Source organism: Stutzerimonas stutzeri (assembly GCF_024448955.1).
GTDB classification, from domain to species: Bacteria; Pseudomonadota; Gammaproteobacteria; order Pseudomonadales; family Pseudomonadaceae; genus Stutzerimonas; species Stutzerimonas stutzeri_AQ.
Window position 1 is genome coordinate 344,216 of record NZ_JAMOIH010000001.1, and the last position, 15,574, is coordinate 359,789.

The window sequence follows — 15,574 nt, forward strand, 5'->3', positions numbered from 1 at the left end:
GGCCATTTCGTCCTTATCGAGAGATGCCCATATCAAGACGACGAGGGCTCCGATGCAGATCCGTCAGACACGTGGCTGCAAGACATTGCTGTTGTTGGTGGCGCTCACGCTTATCCTCGCCGGCTGCAGCCGCATCAACCTCGCGTACCGCAACCTGGACACGCTGATCCCGTGGTGGATCGATGACTATCTGGATTTGAATCGCGATCAGCAGAAGCGCTTCCGCTCGCAGCTGCGCGACCATCTTAGCTGGCACTGCCAAACGCAATTACCGGTCTATCTCGACATCCTCGGACAGCTGCAGCACCAGGTTCGGCGGGATGAAATCAACGAGGCCACGCTGCGCAATCACTATCAACATGCGAAACAGGCGATTCAGGCAATTACCGAAGAAATCACCCCGACCACCACGCAGCTTCTGCGTGATCTTGACGATGCACAGGTCAGAACGCTCAACGAGGCGCTCGAGAAAGACCGTCGCGAGCGGGCCGAGAAATACTTGCAGCCACCCCTGGACCGCCAGATCAGAGAGCGTGCCGAACGCATGGGCGAGCGGGTCGAGCATTGGCTGGGCACGATCAACGCGGCGCAACGGCAACGCATTCTCGTCTGGGCGCATACGCTCGGAGAGCATAACCGACTGTGGCTGGACAACCGGGTGCAATGGCAACACGCCCTAAGTGCCGCGGTCGCCCAGCGTCACGAAGCGGGATTCGATGATCGCATCGCACGGCTGCTACAAGGCGGCGAAGCCTTCTGGACTGCCGAGTACCGAGCGGCTTTCGACCGCATCGAACAGGCTGCCCTGGATTTGGCCAGCGATCTCTACGCGATGTCCGATGCCGACCAGCGAGGTCATCTCGACGGCCAATTAGAGAACCTGCGCAAGGATTTGGGCTCGCTGGCCTGTTTGCCGGAGTCGCGCTGACTGCGGGCTTCCTCAGCGTTTACGACAGCACAACAACAGTCCGACTACGCCTACCGCAACCCCTCCGGCCAGCATCAAGGTGCGCTGCGGGTGGCTGTCTTTACGCCATCCGCCATCTATTCGCCGCTGACCCAGTGCCGGATGGAACAGATTGCCGGAAGAAGGCGCCACTCGATCGGCACGCCGCAGCGCGGCACCGGTCAGCAGCCCCGATAACTGATTGAAACCAGGCGTCACGAAATGCGCGAAGCGCAGCAAGGTCGCCACCATCCCAACCGAGGTGGTATGCCGAGGATGCAACGCCAGGCTGATCATCGCCTCGGCCACCTGGCGGGGATCGCACAGCGGTGGCGGCGGTTGCAGCGAACGCCCGGCATAGTTGCCACCGTCGCGGAAACCAGGGGTATCGACCACCGATGGGTATACGTCGCATACATGTATTCCCGGCCATTGTGCCAACTCACCGCGCAGCGCCTGGGAAAAGCCGCGCAGGCCGAACTTGCTGGCCGAATAGGCCACGGCGAATGGCTGCGGCACCCAACTGCCGACGGAGAGCGTATTGATCAGAATGCCGGCGTTCTGCTGTTTGAAGTAAGGCAACACCACATGCGCGCCCCGCAGATAGCCGATCAGATCGGTCTGCACGACCTGCTCGTGAGCATCCAGCGGCGTCTCGTCGAATGTGCCAACCGCCCCGACACCGGCGTTGTTGATCCAGATGTCGATACGCCCCTGGCCGAACTCGGCGGCTGCAGTGGCCAGTTGTTCCACCGAGTCGCTGATGGTCGTGTCGGTTGGCACCACGAGCGCCTCGCCGCCGAGCGCCCGGCATTCTTCAGCCGCCTCCTGCAACGCCTCCTCGTCACGTGCAGCCAACACCACACGGGCACGCCGACGTGCAAATGCTTGCGCGGTGGCGCGCCCAATACCACTGGACGCACCGGTGATAACCACCACCGCGCCTTCGAGTCTGTTTTCAGTCATGCCCGATTCTCCGGTTTGCTGTCGTTAACAGCTGACAGCCGTGGCGAGGCAAACATTCCCCACCGTCTGGAGGATCGGCGGGGTCAAACCATCTGCAGCGCCTGCCGGCGAGACGGTGGCGGAAAGGCATCGTCGAGAATGCTCAGATCCTCTGCCGTCAGCTTCAGCTCCGAGGCTGAGGCGTTGGCGCGAAGATGAGTCGGGCTGGAGGATTTCGGAATCACCAGCACGCCGGGCTGGCGCAAGGCCCAGGCCAACGCTACCTGAGCAGGCTGCGCGCCGTGTCGGCGGGCAACGTTGACCACCACCGAATGCCGCAACAACGCACCGCCCTGCCCCAACGGACAATACGCCATGACCGGCATACCCTGAGCCTGGCTCCAGGGCAGCAGGTCGAATTCGATCCCCCGTTCGCTAGGGTTGTAGAGCACCTGGTTGGCTGCACAAGCGGGCGCATTCAGCTCACGCATGTCGTCCATATCGAGATTCGACACGCCCCAGCGACGGATCTTGCCCTGCTCCCTGAGCCGCTCGAAGGCTTCGACGGTTTCCGTCAGCGGATACTGGCCGCGCCAGTGCAGCAGATACAGATCGATGCAATCGGTACCGAGCCGGCGCAGGCTGCGCTCGCAGGCCTCCGGTACGCCTTTTTGGCTGGCGTTGTGCGGATAAACCTTACTGACCAGAAAGACCCGGTCGCGGCGACCGCGTATCGCTTCACCGACAACCTCTTCCGCACCGCCTTCGCCATACATTTCCGCGGTATCGATCAGCGTCATGCCCAGCTCTATTCCGAGCTGCAGTGCTGCGACCTCGTTGTTGCGTTCGGCCGGATTCTCACCCATGTGCCAGGTGCCCTGGCCGATCACAGGGACTTCGGCTCCATCTGTCAACGTCAGGGTGCGCATCAGCCGTTCCCCCGTACGTTCTGCTCGGCGACCGGCTCGGCCCAAGGATCGTAGGTGCCGAAATTCCACAGGTGACCCTCCAGGTCGCGGCAGCTGAAGCCTCGCCCACCGTAATCCTCGTCTTTCAACTCGATGACGATCTCCGCCCCGGCAGCCTTGGCCTTGGTATAGAGCGCATCGGCGCTGTTGACGATGACATAGATGCTCTGCGTGGAAACACCGCCCACCTGGTCCGGCATCTTCACCTGGCGACCGTACTCGGAATCGCTAACCGGACCGAGCATCAGCATGCCGCTGCCGAAGTTGAGCTGGGCGTGAATGACGCCCACTTGCGCATCCTCGACCACCAGGTGCTGCTCGAAGTCGAATACTCGACACAGCCAGTCCAGCGCCGCGGGTACGTCACGGTAATGCAGACAGGGAATGAGATTGGATGTGGTGTTTTTGCTGTACAGGGACATGAAAGCTCCTTCCGATTGCCGCGGCCATCGCCGTCGTACAAGACGCACCGCATACGCATTCAGACCGATAACTGCGTCGACGTTCCCACGGTTATGCGCGTTCGGCCAACCCGAGGCGAATACCCAGGCCGATCAGCACCGACCCGAGGACACGATCGAGCCATTGGCTCAGTCGCTGATTGCCGCGTAGCGCCGAGCTGGCGCGAGCTGCCAGCAGCACGAGCATGCATTCCACGACGATCGCCACCAGAACGACCAACACACCCAGCACCAATAGCTGCAGCGCCACTGCGCCCTGGTCCGGACGCACGAACTGCGGCAGAAACGCCATGAAGAAGATCGCAGCCTTGGGGTTGAGAATGTCCACCAGAATGCCCTGGCGATAAGCCTGCCAGGCGGTAGTCCGCGGCGCCGTTCCAAGGTTGAGCTGCGTACCAGCGCCCGCAGAGCGCAACGCCTGGATGCCCAGGTACAGCAGATAGGCCGCACCGACATACTTGACCACCGTAAAGGCCAGCGCCGAAGTAGCCAGAATCGCCGAAATCCCCAGCGCCGCGGCGGCCACATGAACCAGAGCACCACTGCACACGCCGCATGCCGAGGCCACGCCGACACGCCGCCCACCGGAGAGCGTACGCGACAGCACGAACAGCAGATCGGGACCGGGCGACAGGTTCAGCGCCAGAGCAGCCGAGAAAAAGACCAACCAGAACGCCGGATCAGACATTTCGGCCCCAGTCATGAGCGAAGAAAGACACTGAATGTAGTCGAGCGAACTTCGGCTTTCCAGACTTGCATTTCGCACCCACGCAGGCAGTTCGTCGGAAAACTGGCATTCACTCACAGTTCCGACTTTTTATTGTCACCCTGCTGAACTACCTTGTTAGCGTTAATGTCAAAGCGCCACGGCCCCGGGCAGGAACGCGGGCGCAGCCCGACACAGCCATGAATAGCAAAGGAAATGCTCATGATCGATGAAGCCAGCGCGGCACTCGTCGCCCCCTCCGCTCGTCTCGTCCTGTTGTCCAACAGCGAACTGCTGGACAGCTCGTTCCACCAACATCTTCACGATAGCCCCCAGTTGCGCCTGACGCGTAGCAACGCGCTCCGCCCGGGAGTGAACGATGCAGACTTGATCCTGATCGACGTCGGCAGCTTCACCGACGAAGAATGCCTTCGCCTGCTTCGGCAGCTGCGCGATACGGTCACCGCGCTGGTCAATGCGCAGCCGGAACAGGCACGCCGACTGCTGGAGTTACACCCCTGGATCAAGGGCGTCTTCTACCCGAGCACAAGCCGCAGCAATTTCAGCCGCGGCGTCACCGTCATGCTCAACGGTGGCGACTGGCTGCCCCGCGCGCTGATGGAAAAACTGCTCGGCCGCTATCGCCAGCTGACCCATGCGTCGCGCGCAATCGATGATTTATCGGTGCGCGAAAAGCAGATCCTTGCGCTCGCCGGCAAGGGGCTTTCCAACTCGGAAATCGCCGACTGCCTGCACCTGAGCACTCACACCATCAAGAGCCATATCCATAACGCACTGGGCAAACTGGGCGCGTCCAACCGCGCGCAAGGTGCGTCATTGGTGCTGGGGCATGTGAGCGAGGCCGGCACATGAGAGCCGCGTGCCTTTGCCTGATGCTGCTGCTCGCGGCTCAGGCATATGCCGGAGAAGCAGAGCTCAAGGGCTTCATTACCAACAACACCGTTACCCGATCCGGTCAGGAGTTCTATCGCAAGTTTTGCGAACGCCTGAACGACACCAGTTCCCTGGACTTCAACCTGGCGGTCAAGGAAAGACCGTCGGCACGCTGGGGCATTCTGGTCTGGGTCGAGCAGGACAACCAGCCGCTCTACCGCCGCTTTCTGCAACCGAACGTCGGCGACATGGAGCAAACCGCTTATGACGCGGCGGATTACGTGCTGCAAGAGATAAACCGTAAGAAAGTTGAAGCAATGTTCGAAGACACCATTGATCTTGCGAAGGATGAGTTATGAACCGGCCACAACAAAAAACCACCGGCATTCTCCTGGCCGGGCTATTGCTCAGCTCCGCCGTTACGGCAACCGAACTGGTCTACACCCCAGTCAACCCGTCCTTTGGCGGCAGTCCTTTGAACGGTGCCTGGCTGTTGGGCAACGCCCAGGCCCAGAACGACACCAAAGATCCGGACGCGATCGACCGCTCCTCGCTGACCGGCACCTCAGCGCTCGACCGTTTCACCAGCCAGCTGGAGTCACGGCTGCTTGGCGATCTGCTTAATGATGCTAGAGACGGCAAGACCGGGTCGGTCACGACGGATGACTTCATCGTAAATGTCATCAACGACGACCTCGGCAACTTGGTTGTGAGCATCACCGACCGGTTGACCGGCGAAGTGTCCGAAATCGTTATCGGCGAGAACTGATCAAGGAGAGCAAAGGCCATGAGAAGCCTATTCATCGCCATCGGGATGATGGCCGTTCTGCAGGGCTGCGCAGTGCGCGAACCGATGTCCGCGGACCAGGAAACACCCACCCTTACGCCGCGCACCTCGACCTATCAGGACTTGCTGCAACTGCCCCGCCCCAAAGGCCCGCTGGTTGCCGCCGTGTACGGCTTCCGCGACCAAACGGGGCAATACAAACCGAGCCCGGCAAGCTCCTTTTCCACAGCGGTCACCCAAGGCGCGGCGAGCATGCTGGTCGATGCCATGCAGGCCAGCGGCTGGTTCATCGTGCTGGAGCGCGAGGGCCTGCAGAACGTGCTGACCGAGCGCAAGATCATTCGCGCGTCCCAGGCCAAGCCGGACGTGGCGCCGAATATACAGTCGGAACTGCCCTCGCTGCTGGCCGCCAACATCATCATGGAAGGCGCCATCGTCGCCTACGAAACCAACGTGCGCAGCGGTGGCCAGGGCGCGCGCTATCTGGGTATCGGCGTATCGCAGGAATACCGAGTCGATCAGGTCACCGTCAATCTGCGCGCCATCGACGTGCGCAGCGGCCAGGTACTCTCCAACGTGATGACGACCAAGACCATCTACTCCATCGGGCGCAGCGCCAACGTCTACAAGTTCATCGAGTTCAAGGAACTGCTCGAAGCCGAGGCCGGCTACACCACCAACGAGCCGGCGCAGCTTTGCGTGCTGTCGGCGATCGAGGCGGCCGTTGCCCACCTGATTGCCCAGGGCGTCGACCGTCGCCTCTGGCAGACCGCCGACAACTCGCCTGCGGTCGAAGCCGAATTGGCGAAATATCTCACCACGCCGACCAAGCTGTAGGTTCGTTCTGTTTCATCGGGCCTGCTCCAGGCCCGAGCAAACGCATAATGCCGTTCACTTAGAAAGCGCCGCATCCCCGTACGGGTTTGCGGCGTTTTTCTGGCCTAGCGAATCCGACGCCCCCTCGCCTCTACAGACAGGGCCATCATGCCTTGGTGTTTTGCCTAACGGCTTAAGTGAACGGCTACGAACAAACGCAGCGGTTTCACCCGTTTGATGGATTTGCCGAATCACGGTTTGGGACAGGATGACCTACCGCGATTCAACCAGGGACGACTGATGAAGCACGCGCAATGGATTGCCCGAAAAGCACTGCTGCCACTGCTCTTCGCAACGCTAGCCAGCCCCACGCTTCAGGCTGCTAGCCTTCCAATCTCGCTCGATTTGGGCGCCAGCGAATTCGCCTCAAGTCGGACTCATGCAACCGCACTGGCCCGGCCAAATGGCAGCGTCATTGCCGACAACTTCTCTCTGGTCACCCAGGCCGGAAACAGCCTGACCGGGGACATCACGCAGATCGGCAACGCACTGGAAGCCCTCATCCTCCAGAGCGGCTATGCGCACGAGGCATCCATCGAGCAGCACGGCAGCCACAACCAGGGATCAATCATTCAGTTCGGGGCCGACAATCAGGCCCGAATCGAGCAGTACGGCGCTCACAACAACGCGCTGATCGAACAGACCGGTACCGGGCATCGCAGTAGCGTTACGCAGAATGGCCAGGGTCTGAGTGTGCTGGTTCGCCAGCACCGCTAAAGCAAAGCCGCTGAAGCAAAGCACCACCAGGAAGTACCGCTGAAAACATTCCATGGAGAGACAAAAATGTTCAAGATCAAACCCCTTGTAGCTGCCATCCTGACTGTCGCCACTGCCCAGGCCTTCGCCGCTGAGCACACCTCCGAACAACGCCAGAACGGTATCGATAACATTGCCGAGGTCACGCAGAGCGCTGGCAGCTCGAACACGGCCACACAGCTGCAGAGCGGCTGGGGCAACAATGCGATGACCGAGCAGAACAGCTCGTTTTCGTCCTCGGTCCTGCAAACCCAGATCGCCAACTTCCATCAGGCGGACGTCACCCAGACGGTCGCCCTGCGCAGCACTGCGGAGCAATGGCAGAACGGCAAAGGCAACGAGGCCAGCATCAGCCAGAGCGCTACTTCGGACAGCAGCGCTGACCAGCATCAACATGGCAATGCCAATATCGCCGAAACCGAACAGGTCGCCACCTACGGCGCCAGTGCCGTTACTGAACAGCTGGGCAATCAAAACTACGCCTCCAGCTACCAGGCGCTGGCCAACGGCAGCAAGTCCGAGCTGTACCAGGACGGTAAGCTCAACGATGCAAGCATCAGCCAGTCGTTCAGCTCCAACGACCGCGCCATGATCGACCAGCAAGGCAACGAAAACGCCGCCGAAATCGTCCAGAACTGGAGTTCCGGCTCCATCGCCGAAGTCGAGCAGGTCGGCAACCTCAACAATGCATCCGTCAGCCAGACTGGCGCCAACCAAGAGGCTTACACCTACTCGGGCGGGAACGACAACAACCTGAACGTAGATCAGCAAGGCCGCTACCAGAATGCCTTCGTCTATCAGCAGGGCAACGAGAACGACGCCAACCTCGCCCAGCGCGGCAATGGCAACACCGCCACTGCCAATCAGTACGGATTCGGCAACGAGGCAGTGATCGATCAGGACGGTCGTCATCAGGTCGCCACGGTTAATCAACATGGCAGCTACAACGACGCTACGGTCGATCAGTTAGGCAATGCCAATGAGCTGAACTTCAACCAGTCCGGCATGCACAACATGCTCAGCGCCGTACAGGAAGGTGAAGGCAACCGCATCACCGGCTCCAGCAACAACGCCGGTAACGACGTCGATATCGTCCAGGACGGCGATCTCAACCTGGCCAGCATCACCCAGGACGGTGTAAACAACATGGCCATCCTGTCCCAGTACGGCGAAAGCCATCTGGCGACCGTCATTCAGAATGGCACCGGCCACGAGGCGTTGGTCGACCAGAGCGGTATGGGCAACAACGCGTTAATAAGCCAGGCTGGCCTCAACAACATGGCGATCGTTACCCAACACTGATCCCCTGCAATACCCACAACTGCCGGCCCTGCGCCGGCAGTTTCGTTTTCTGCGGCAGCGATTAGTGCTTCTGCTAGAGACTGTTCCCGTTTTGCTGCGCTCTCGACGGAACCCACGCTTTCGGCTCTTCGGGTGAACGCATCACCGTAGGGCCGAACTTGTTCGGCCTTCACAAACCTCTGGCCGAATAAATTCGGCCCTACGGACTTGAGCGTCCAAAACAATCTTTTTAGCCCAGCCGTTTAGGCTGAAACGGGACCAAACACCTAGCCGCAGCAGTGTGCGCTCCACCAAATCAATCTTCTCTTGGGCACTTCGTCTGCGGCCGAATCGCAGCGAACAGCTAAACGCTTCGAGCTTGCGTGTATCTGCCACCGTCTTAAAACCACCGCACGGGACAGCGTTGCGCCTCCACAAAACAATGAAATAAAACGATTTCTGTGGTATTTCCGCTGCGCTTGATCGACTGGCGCGGTACTGCTTCGAGCACAACGCCCGCCCGTTTGGACAACGCTCAAAATAAAGCAGCCGCAACTGCAACAAGGGAGCACATCGATGAAATGCAGCCTCAGCACCGCCGTCTTCGCGGCGGGATTGACTTTCGCCAGCCAGGCCATGGCCGACCCAATGCTTTGGCAGAACAACAGCCTGACCTACCTCTACGGCAAAAATTTCGCCGTCGACTCAGGCGAGGACGGGCGTGAGGCCGATATCCAGCAGACCATTACCTTCGAACACGCCAGTGGCTGGACCTGGGGCGACATGTTCCTGTTCGTCGATCACAAGTGGTTCAACGGTCACTCGGGCAACGACGGACGCACGTATTACGGCGAATTCAGCCCGCGTCTGTCACTGGGCAAGATCACCGGGCGAGACCTATCGTTTGGGCCGGTCACCGACGTCCTGCTTTCGGCGACCTACGAGCGAGGCGAAGGACGCAATCGCAACTACCTGCTCGGCCCGGCCATCGACCTGGCCGTACCGGGCTTCGATCGCTTGTCGATCAACACCTACTACCGCAAGCCGGACGGCATCACCGGTCAGGCCAGCGGCCAATGGCAGATCACGCCGACCTGGGCCATGACGTTCCCGCTGGGCAAATCCGACATCCTCTTCGATGGCTATATCGATTGGGTGGTCAACGATGCCGGCTCCAAATCCAGCAACGATTTCGTCGCCAAGAACCTGCACATCAACCCGCAGATCAAGTACGACCTGGGCAAGGCGCTGGACTACACCCCGGGCAAGCTCTACGTCGGTATCGAGTACGACTACTGGTCGGACAAATATGGCGTGCAGGACAGCGCTGCGTTCAACACCGACAACAACGTCACCAACTTCATCGTCAAGGCCCACTACTGACCTCACTGGTCCTTCAGGTGTCGCCGCGAGCCAAACCGCCGAAAACGGCTGGCTCGGAGGCGGCATCAGTTTCGGCCACGCAGCTCTTCGATGCGCTCTGCCAACGCATCGATCGTGAAGGGTTTGGTCAACAGGCCCATGCCTGGCTCGAGTTGGCCCTTGCCCATCACCGCACTTTCCGCGTATCCGGTGATAAACAGCACGTTCAGTGCGGGGTCGGTCTGGCGAGCAGCATCGGCCAACTGACGGCCATTCATACCGCCCGTCAGCCCGACGTCCGTGACAAGCAGCGCAACCGGCTCATCGCTCTGGAGAATGCTCAGCGCGCTCTTGCCATCGATGGCATGCAGCACCCGATAGCCCAGCTCCTCGAGAACCTCCACCACCAGCAGGCGCACCGCCGGCTCATCATCGACGACCAGGATCGTCTCGCCTGCCCCACCGCTTACCTGAAATGCCGCCCTGGGGTCGATTACCGTATCGCTCCGCTGCACATTAGCGACCACGTGCGGCAGATACAGGCAGATCGTGGTGCCATTATCCGGCTCGGACTGGATCTTCACCTGCCCGCCCGATTGTCGGGTAAAGCCGTACACCATCGATAATCCCAGACCGGTTCCCATGCCCAAGGGTTTGGTGGTGAAAAACGGATCGAATGCCTGCGCTGCGATTTCCTTGGACATGCCGACGCCGGTATCCGCGACGCATATGCGCACGTACTGCCCAGCCGGCACATCGAGCTCCAACGCCTCGCTGTCTTTCAGCCAGGTATTGCTGACGCCGATCGACAGCGTCCCGCCGTCAGGCATCGCATCACGCGCATTGATGGCAAGATTGAGCAAGGCGTTTTCCAACTGATTACGGTCCACCAGCGTTGGCGAAAGACCCTCAGCGCACTGCGTTTCAAGCAAGATCGAAGGCCCGACCGTGCGGCTGAGCAGTTCGCGCAAGTCGCTGACCAGTTCGCAGACGTCGGTACCCATCGGGTTGAGCGTCTGGCGGCGAGAAAATGCCAGCAATCGGTGTGTCAGCGCCGCCGCTCGGCGGGTCGCGTTCTGGGCGACTGTCACGTACTGAGCGATCGATTCGACACGGCCCTGCTCGATGCGCTTTTCGAGCAGTTCAAGGCTGCCGCCGATGCTGGTCAGCAGGTTGTTGAAGTCATGCGCCAGGCCCCCGGTCAATTGGCCGACGGCTTCCATCTTCTGGCTTTGGCGCAGTTGCGCCTCTGCCTGAGCGAGCGCCTGTGCCTGTTCCTTTTCGGCGGTGATGTCACGCCCCACGGCATTTATCACACCATCCGCCGGCCGGGCCGACCAGGTGAGCCAGCGATAGCTGCCATCGGTGCAGCGGTAGCGATTCTCGTAATGCAGAAAAGAACGCCCCTCCGACAACTGTCGAACGGTCGCGCTTGTGTCCGCCTGGTCGTCCGCATGGATGAAGTCGAGAATATTGGCGCCCAGCAGTTGCTCTTCCGACCAGCCCAGCAGTTGTTCCCAGGCCGGATTGACCGCAACGATGCTGCCATCGATACGGCAGCGAAGCATCACGTCGCTGGACAACTCCCAGAGCTGGTCGCGGTCCTTGGTACGGGTTGCGACATCCTCGCGCAGCGAGACGGTCAGGGCTTGCAGGGCCTGCTCCGCGTTGCGACGTGCGGAGATGTCGTTGAACAAAATCGCGACACGCTGTTCGGACGGCTCGCCGATCGGCATAGCCTGCACCTCGAACCAACGCTGCAACGCTTCGGCATTGTTCTCGAAACGCACCGGGCGGCGGCTCAGCGCCACCTCGCCGTAAATATCGAACCAGTGCTGCTCGTGAGCAGGCGCTAGGTCGCGCATCCATTTGCCGACCGCATCGACCAGCCCGGTCTGGCGCTCGAAGGCCGGATTGGTTTCGACGAAGCTATAGTCGATCGGCTTGCCCTGCGCATCGAATTTCATCTCGATGATGCAGAAGCCCGCATCGATCGCCTCGAACAGCAGTCGATAACGGTCGTCGCTCTCGGCCAGCCGGCGCGCGGCCTCGTCTTCCGCCGTGCGGTCACGCAGGATCTTCAGGAAACCGAAATGGCCCTCCTCGCCAAGCAGTGGCGTGAGCGTGCCCGCCCCGCGTAAGCGTGATCCATCAGCACGGATATACCAGCGTTCATGGCTGGTGCTGCCATCCTTCAGCGCGCGTTGCATCTGCTCGCGCAGCAGTTCCGCATTGCGCTCACCGCCGCTGAATAGATGATCGAACGGCTGTCCGCACATCTGTTGCGCTGTCCAACCTAAGACACGTTCGGCACCCACGCTCCACGCCGTGATGATGCCTTCGCGATCGGTGGTGAGCATGGCGCAATCGCTGGCGGCATCGAAGATTGCCTGCACTTGCCGTTCTGGTTCAGGAATGGCGTTGTCTCCTGTAGCTGGTCGAGTCACAGATCCTCGAGACCCCGCGACGGTTGGTGTGGAGTTCGGCTGGCCTTGCCAAGATGCAAGGCGCCAAGATTAGCTGCTGGCAATTTGCCGGTGAAGCTTCAGCAAAAAAGGATAGCAGCCATACCTAGAGACTTTGATGTAACGACTCCATGCCACGCCAGGCGACGCTAACCCGGCGTGCGGCTGAAGACCAGCGCCTTCAGCCCGCTGTCGGGGCTGACATCCGGGAATTCCGGCGGGTTCGGCAAACGCTGCTGAAACACCAAGTCCGGCGCCTCGGCCGCAACGCCTTCGATGATGAATTCGGGGCCCACGTCGGGATCGTTGATGCAGGCCAGCACCGTGCCGGTGGAGGTCAGCAGCTCCGGCAAGCGCCGAAGGATCTTCCGGTAATCCTTGTCGAGCGCAAAGCTACCTTTCTGGAACGATGGCGGATCGACGATTACCAGATCGTAAGGGCCGCTTTTCTTCACCTTGCCCCACGACTTGAACAGCTCGTGGCCGAGAAAGCTGACCTTGCTCAGGTCATGCTCGTTGAGCCGATGATTGTCGCGCCCGCGACTGAGGGCTGCGCGCGCCATGTCGAGGTTGACCACATGCTCGGCGCCGCCCGCGATGGCCGCTACTGAAAAACCACAGGTGTAAGCGAAGAGGTTCAGTACCCGCTTGCCCTGCGCCTGCTCCTGCACCCAGCGGCGACCGTAGCGCATGTCCAGAAACAGCCCATTGTTCTGCTTGATGCCGAGATCGAGCTTGTAGCGCAGCCCGTTCTCGCTGATCAGCCATTCGCTGACCGGCTCGCCCAGCAGCCGCTCCATGTGGCTGTCGGGCAGATAGCGGTGATGCAACAACAAGCTATGCGCCCCGCTCGCCTGCCATTCCGTGCTTTGGGTAAGTGCCGACAAACCGAGCCTTAACGCATCCAGCTCGGCGTCCGCCGGTGCGCGGAACAACGAAACCAGCACGATGCCCTGCAGCCAATCGACGGTCACATGCTCAAGCCCCTCCCAGCAGCGTCCGCGCCCATGAAACAGACGGCGGGTCTCATCGGGCAACTGCGCCAAGGCAATGGTCAGGTGGTTCTGCAAAGTGACAAGAGCGTCGGCGTGCATGAAGGTCATCGTTAGTTAGAGAAAGCGCGCGATTTTAAACAGGATTCGAGGCGCTTGCGGACCTGCCGCCCATGCAGCCATCCCGAAGCTCGCGTCCCTGGCTCGCCAAACGTACCGAGTCGACCAATAGTCCTACAGCTTCAGGAGGGTGCGCCGATAACGCAAACGTATGGGCGTTCTTCCGCCGTAGCCCCTTGTAACGAGCACAACCATGACCTTCTTGAAAACGATCCAGGCACGCTACTTCACCACTTTTGCGGCCTTCATCCTCGTCGCCATTGGCCTGACTCTGTTAGGCATCAACCAATTCGTCGCGCCCCAGTTGAAAGCCACCGAAGTCCAGTTAGTGGAAGAAAAAGTCGACGAAATCGCCCAGGCAATTCGGCTCAATTTGGCGCGGATCGAAAGCCAATCCCGCGCTATTACCCAAACCGTCGCGCTGCTCGACAGCGACCAGATCGATGCCGTACTGCCTGGCCTGATTGACCAGTACGGCGATCAGAAGGTGTTCGGCGGCGGCATCTGGCCGCTGCCCAACGCACGGACGCCCGGCGTGGCGAAACACAGCACCTTCTATCACCGTGACGCCAGCGGTCAGCTGAAGAAATCCAGGGCCAGATCATGATCGTCGAAGCGGACGGCAAGATTCTTAGCAATCTGCCCGCCCTGAGCGAACAGATCGTCCTGAAAAACGTCTCCGAGCTGGCGTCACACACGCCGTTCGTGGCGCAGATCAAGGCCGCGCTGGACCGTGGCGACCAGCGCAGTTTCACCGAGTTCGAAGGCCAGAATGGCGAGCAGACCTCGTTCTTCCTCAAGCCCATCGAGGGCACGCCCTGGCTGCTCGCTACCGCGCTGCCCAGCCACCTGCTGACCGAGAAGACCCGCTCGGTGCTCGGCACCTTGGGCTGGCTGCAATTGCCGTTGGTGGGTTTCCTTTTGCTGCTGATGGTCGTCGCGTTGCGCAACCTGATGCGCCGGCTGCATCTGCTGTCAGCCAACATCCAGTCCCTGTCGTCCGGTGATGCGGATCTGACCCGTCGCATCGAGATCAAAGGCGACGATGAAGTCGACCGCATCGGTGTCGCAGTGAACCGCTTCATCGCCTATCTGCAGGAAATGATCGCCGACCTGGCCACCTCGTCCCGCCAGATTTCGGTCGAACTCGAACAACTCAAGCAGCAATCCGATCACACCAACGGCATTCTGGCTCGCCATGCCAGCGAAACGGATCAGGCGGTGACGGCCATCACCGAAATGAGCTCCACGGCCGACTCCGTCGCACAGAGCGCCAACGAAACCGCGAGCTTCACCCAGGCCGCCAACGACCACGCCGCGCATTCGCGTCGCACCGTCGACGAAGCGGCGCAAAGCGTGCTGGCGCTGGTCAATGAAGTCGACTCGGCTACCGCGCGCGTCCAGGCGATGCAGCAGGACGCCCGCCGCATCAACGATGTATTGGGCGTGATCGGTGAAATCGCCGGGCAGACCAACCTCCTGGCGCTGAACGCCGCCATCGAGGCCGCCCGTGCGGGTGAACAAGGGCGCGGATTCGCCGTGGTCGCCGACGAAGTGCGCGCGCTCGCCGGGCGGACGCAGCAGAGCACGTCGGAAATCAACGAGATGCTCGCGGCCTTGCAAAGCGCTGTCGATGCTGCGGTAGACGCGATGGAGAAAACCAAAGGCAGCTGTCAGGCCACCGCCGAGCGCACCACCCGCGTCAATAGCGGGCTCGATGAAATGGCCGATTCGGTCAACCGCATCCACGACCTCAGCGCGCAGATCGCCGCGGCCGCTGAAGAGCAAAGTGCAGTCAGCGGTGAGATCAACCAGAACATGGTCGCGGTGCGGGATATGGTCGACGAGCTGGTGGAATCCGGCGTGACCGTCGGCAAGAGCACCCAGGGTCTGTCTGCCTCCAACGATCGCCTGATCGCCATGGTGAGCCGCTTCAAGCTCTGAGCAGAAAACCAGCGTGTACCAACCGGCAGCAGGCTCCCTATTGCGGGGGTCTGTTGGCCTGAACGCGCAGC

14 protein-coding genes and 1 pseudogene are annotated in these 15,574 nt (G+C 60.8%); 9 read left to right on the plus strand and 6 right to left on the minus strand.

The window, feature by feature from the left end:
• Window positions 1–52: 52 nt before the first annotated feature.
• Window positions 53–928, plus strand: a complete 876-nt coding sequence (locus NA645_RS01675) for a DUF6279 family lipoprotein (protein ID WP_256047207.1) — start codon at window positions 53–55, stop codon at window positions 926–928.
• 12 nt (window positions 929–940) lie between these two features.
• On the opposite strand, the gene NA645_RS01680 is transcribed toward NA645_RS01675, so the two are convergent.
• From NA645_RS01680 to NA645_RS01695, 4 genes are all read right to left on the minus strand, one after another.
• Window positions 941–1,912: an SDR family oxidoreductase gene (locus NA645_RS01680; protein WP_256047208.1), complete on the minus strand. Its 972-nt coding sequence runs from the start codon at window positions 1,910–1,912 to the stop codon at window positions 941–943.
• Between the two features lie 83 nt (window positions 1,913–1,995).
• Window positions 1,996–2,820, minus strand: coding sequence for an aldo/keto reductase (locus NA645_RS01685; RefSeq protein ID WP_256047209.1), 825 nt, complete (start codon window positions 2,818–2,820; stop codon window positions 1,996–1,998).
• Entirely contained in the window at window positions 2,820–3,281 is a 462-nt protein-coding gene (locus NA645_RS01690; RefSeq protein ID WP_256047210.1) for a VOC family protein, read from the minus strand. Before NA645_RS01690 ends, NA645_RS01685 begins: the two co-directional genes overlap by 1 nt.
• Before the next feature lie 91 nt (window positions 3,282–3,372).
• Window positions 3,373–4,008 carry a LysE family translocator gene (locus NA645_RS01695; RefSeq protein WP_256047211.1) on the minus strand — a complete coding sequence of 212 codons (636 nt, stop codon included), beginning with the start codon at window positions 4,006–4,008 and terminating at the stop codon, window positions 3,373–3,375.
• Between the two features lie 240 nt (window positions 4,009–4,248).
• Between NA645_RS01695 and NA645_RS01700 the strand changes: the two genes are divergently transcribed.
• From NA645_RS01700 to NA645_RS01730, 7 genes are all read left to right on the plus strand, one after another.
• Window positions 4,249–4,899 (plus strand): helix-turn-helix transcriptional regulator, encoded by a 651-nt coding sequence (locus tag NA645_RS01700; protein WP_197445615.1) that lies wholly within the window; start codon window positions 4,249–4,251, stop codon window positions 4,897–4,899.
• Window positions 4,896–5,279, plus strand: coding sequence for a curli production assembly/transport protein CsgE (gene csgE, locus NA645_RS01705; RefSeq protein ID WP_197445614.1), 384 nt, complete (start codon window positions 4,896–4,898; stop codon window positions 5,277–5,279). The genes NA645_RS01700 and csgE overlap by 4 nt, the downstream gene beginning before the upstream one ends.
• The gene (locus NA645_RS01710) at window positions 5,276–5,689 is read left to right on the plus strand and encodes a curli assembly protein CsgF (protein WP_197445613.1); all 414 of its coding nucleotides are present in this window, start codon (window positions 5,276–5,278) and stop codon (window positions 5,687–5,689) included. The genes csgE and NA645_RS01710 overlap by 4 nt, the downstream gene beginning before the upstream one ends.
• 18 nt (window positions 5,690–5,707) lie before the next feature.
• Window positions 5,708–6,544, plus strand: a complete 837-nt coding sequence (locus NA645_RS01715) for a CsgG/HfaB family protein (protein WP_256047212.1) — start codon at window positions 5,708–5,710, stop codon at window positions 6,542–6,544.
• A gap of 279 nt (window positions 6,545–6,823) precedes the next feature.
• Window positions 6,824–7,300, plus strand: coding sequence for a curli production assembly protein CsgB (locus NA645_RS01720; RefSeq protein ID WP_256047213.1), 477 nt, complete (start codon window positions 6,824–6,826; stop codon window positions 7,298–7,300).
• A 66-nt stretch (window positions 7,301–7,366) separates the two neighbouring features.
• Window positions 7,367–8,641, plus strand: coding sequence for a hypothetical protein (locus tag NA645_RS20105; RefSeq protein WP_272891924.1), 1,275 nt, complete (start codon window positions 7,367–7,369; stop codon window positions 8,639–8,641).
• 555 nt (window positions 8,642–9,196) lie between these two features.
• Window positions 9,197–10,003 carry an outer membrane protein OmpK gene (locus NA645_RS01730; RefSeq protein ID WP_256047215.1) on the plus strand — a complete coding sequence of 269 codons (807 nt, stop codon included), beginning with the start codon at window positions 9,197–9,199 and terminating at the stop codon, window positions 10,001–10,003.
• 65 nt (window positions 10,004–10,068) lie between these two features.
• Here NA645_RS01730 and NA645_RS20140 read toward each other — a convergent pair whose 3' ends face one another.
• A complete protein-coding gene (locus tag NA645_RS20140) occupies window positions 10,069–12,429 on the minus strand; it encodes a hybrid sensor histidine kinase/response regulator (RefSeq protein WP_256047216.1) in 2,361 nt (786 codons plus the stop codon).
• Between the two features lie 167 nt (window positions 12,430–12,596).
• Window positions 12,597–13,541 (minus strand): class I SAM-dependent methyltransferase, encoded by a 945-nt coding sequence (locus tag NA645_RS01740; RefSeq protein WP_256047217.1) that lies wholly within the window; start codon window positions 13,539–13,541, stop codon window positions 12,597–12,599.
• Between the two features lie 211 nt (window positions 13,542–13,752).
• On the opposite strand from NA645_RS01740, the pseudogene NA645_RS01745 reads away from it, so the two are divergent.
• Window positions 13,753–15,503: pseudogene (locus NA645_RS01745) on the plus strand (methyl-accepting chemotaxis protein).
• The last annotated feature ends 71 nt before the right edge of the window (window positions 15,504–15,574 follow it).

Coding starts and splice junctions, on each gene's coding strand:
- csgE (WP_197445614.1), top strand. CDS start 4,896: ATGAGAGCCGCGTGCCTTTGCCTGATGCTGCTGCTCGCGGCTCAGGCA.
- NA645_RS01690 (WP_256047210.1), bottom strand. CDS start 3,281: ATGTCCCTGTACAGCAAAAACACCACATCCAATCTCATTCCCTGTCTG.
- NA645_RS01710 (WP_197445613.1), top strand. CDS start 5,276: ATGAACCGGCCACAACAAAAAACCACCGGCATTCTCCTGGCCGGGCTA.
- NA645_RS01715 (WP_256047212.1), top strand. CDS start 5,708: ATGAGAAGCCTATTCATCGCCATCGGGATGATGGCCGTTCTGCAGGGC.
- NA645_RS01685 (WP_256047209.1), bottom strand. CDS start 2,820: ATGCGCACCCTGACGTTGACAGATGGAGCCGAAGTCCCTGTGATCGGC.
- NA645_RS01695 (WP_256047211.1), bottom strand. CDS start 4,008: ATGTCTGATCCGGCGTTCTGGTTGGTCTTTTTCTCGGCTGCTCTGGCG.
- NA645_RS20105 (WP_272891924.1), top strand. CDS start 7,367: ATGTTCAAGATCAAACCCCTTGTAGCTGCCATCCTGACTGTCGCCACT.
- NA645_RS01675 (WP_256047207.1), top strand. CDS start 53: ATGCAGATCCGTCAGACACGTGGCTGCAAGACATTGCTGTTGTTGGTG.
- NA645_RS01730 (WP_256047215.1), top strand. CDS start 9,197: ATGAAATGCAGCCTCAGCACCGCCGTCTTCGCGGCGGGATTGACTTTC.
- NA645_RS01720 (WP_256047213.1), top strand. CDS start 6,824: ATGAAGCACGCGCAATGGATTGCCCGAAAAGCACTGCTGCCACTGCTC.
- NA645_RS01680 (WP_256047208.1), bottom strand. CDS start 1,912: ATGACTGAAAACAGACTCGAAGGCGCGGTGGTGGTTATCACCGGTGCG.
- NA645_RS01700 (WP_197445615.1), top strand. CDS start 4,249: ATGATCGATGAAGCCAGCGCGGCACTCGTCGCCCCCTCCGCTCGTCTC.
- NA645_RS01740 (WP_256047217.1), bottom strand. CDS start 13,541: ATGCACGCCGACGCTCTTGTCACTTTGCAGAACCACCTGACCATTGCC.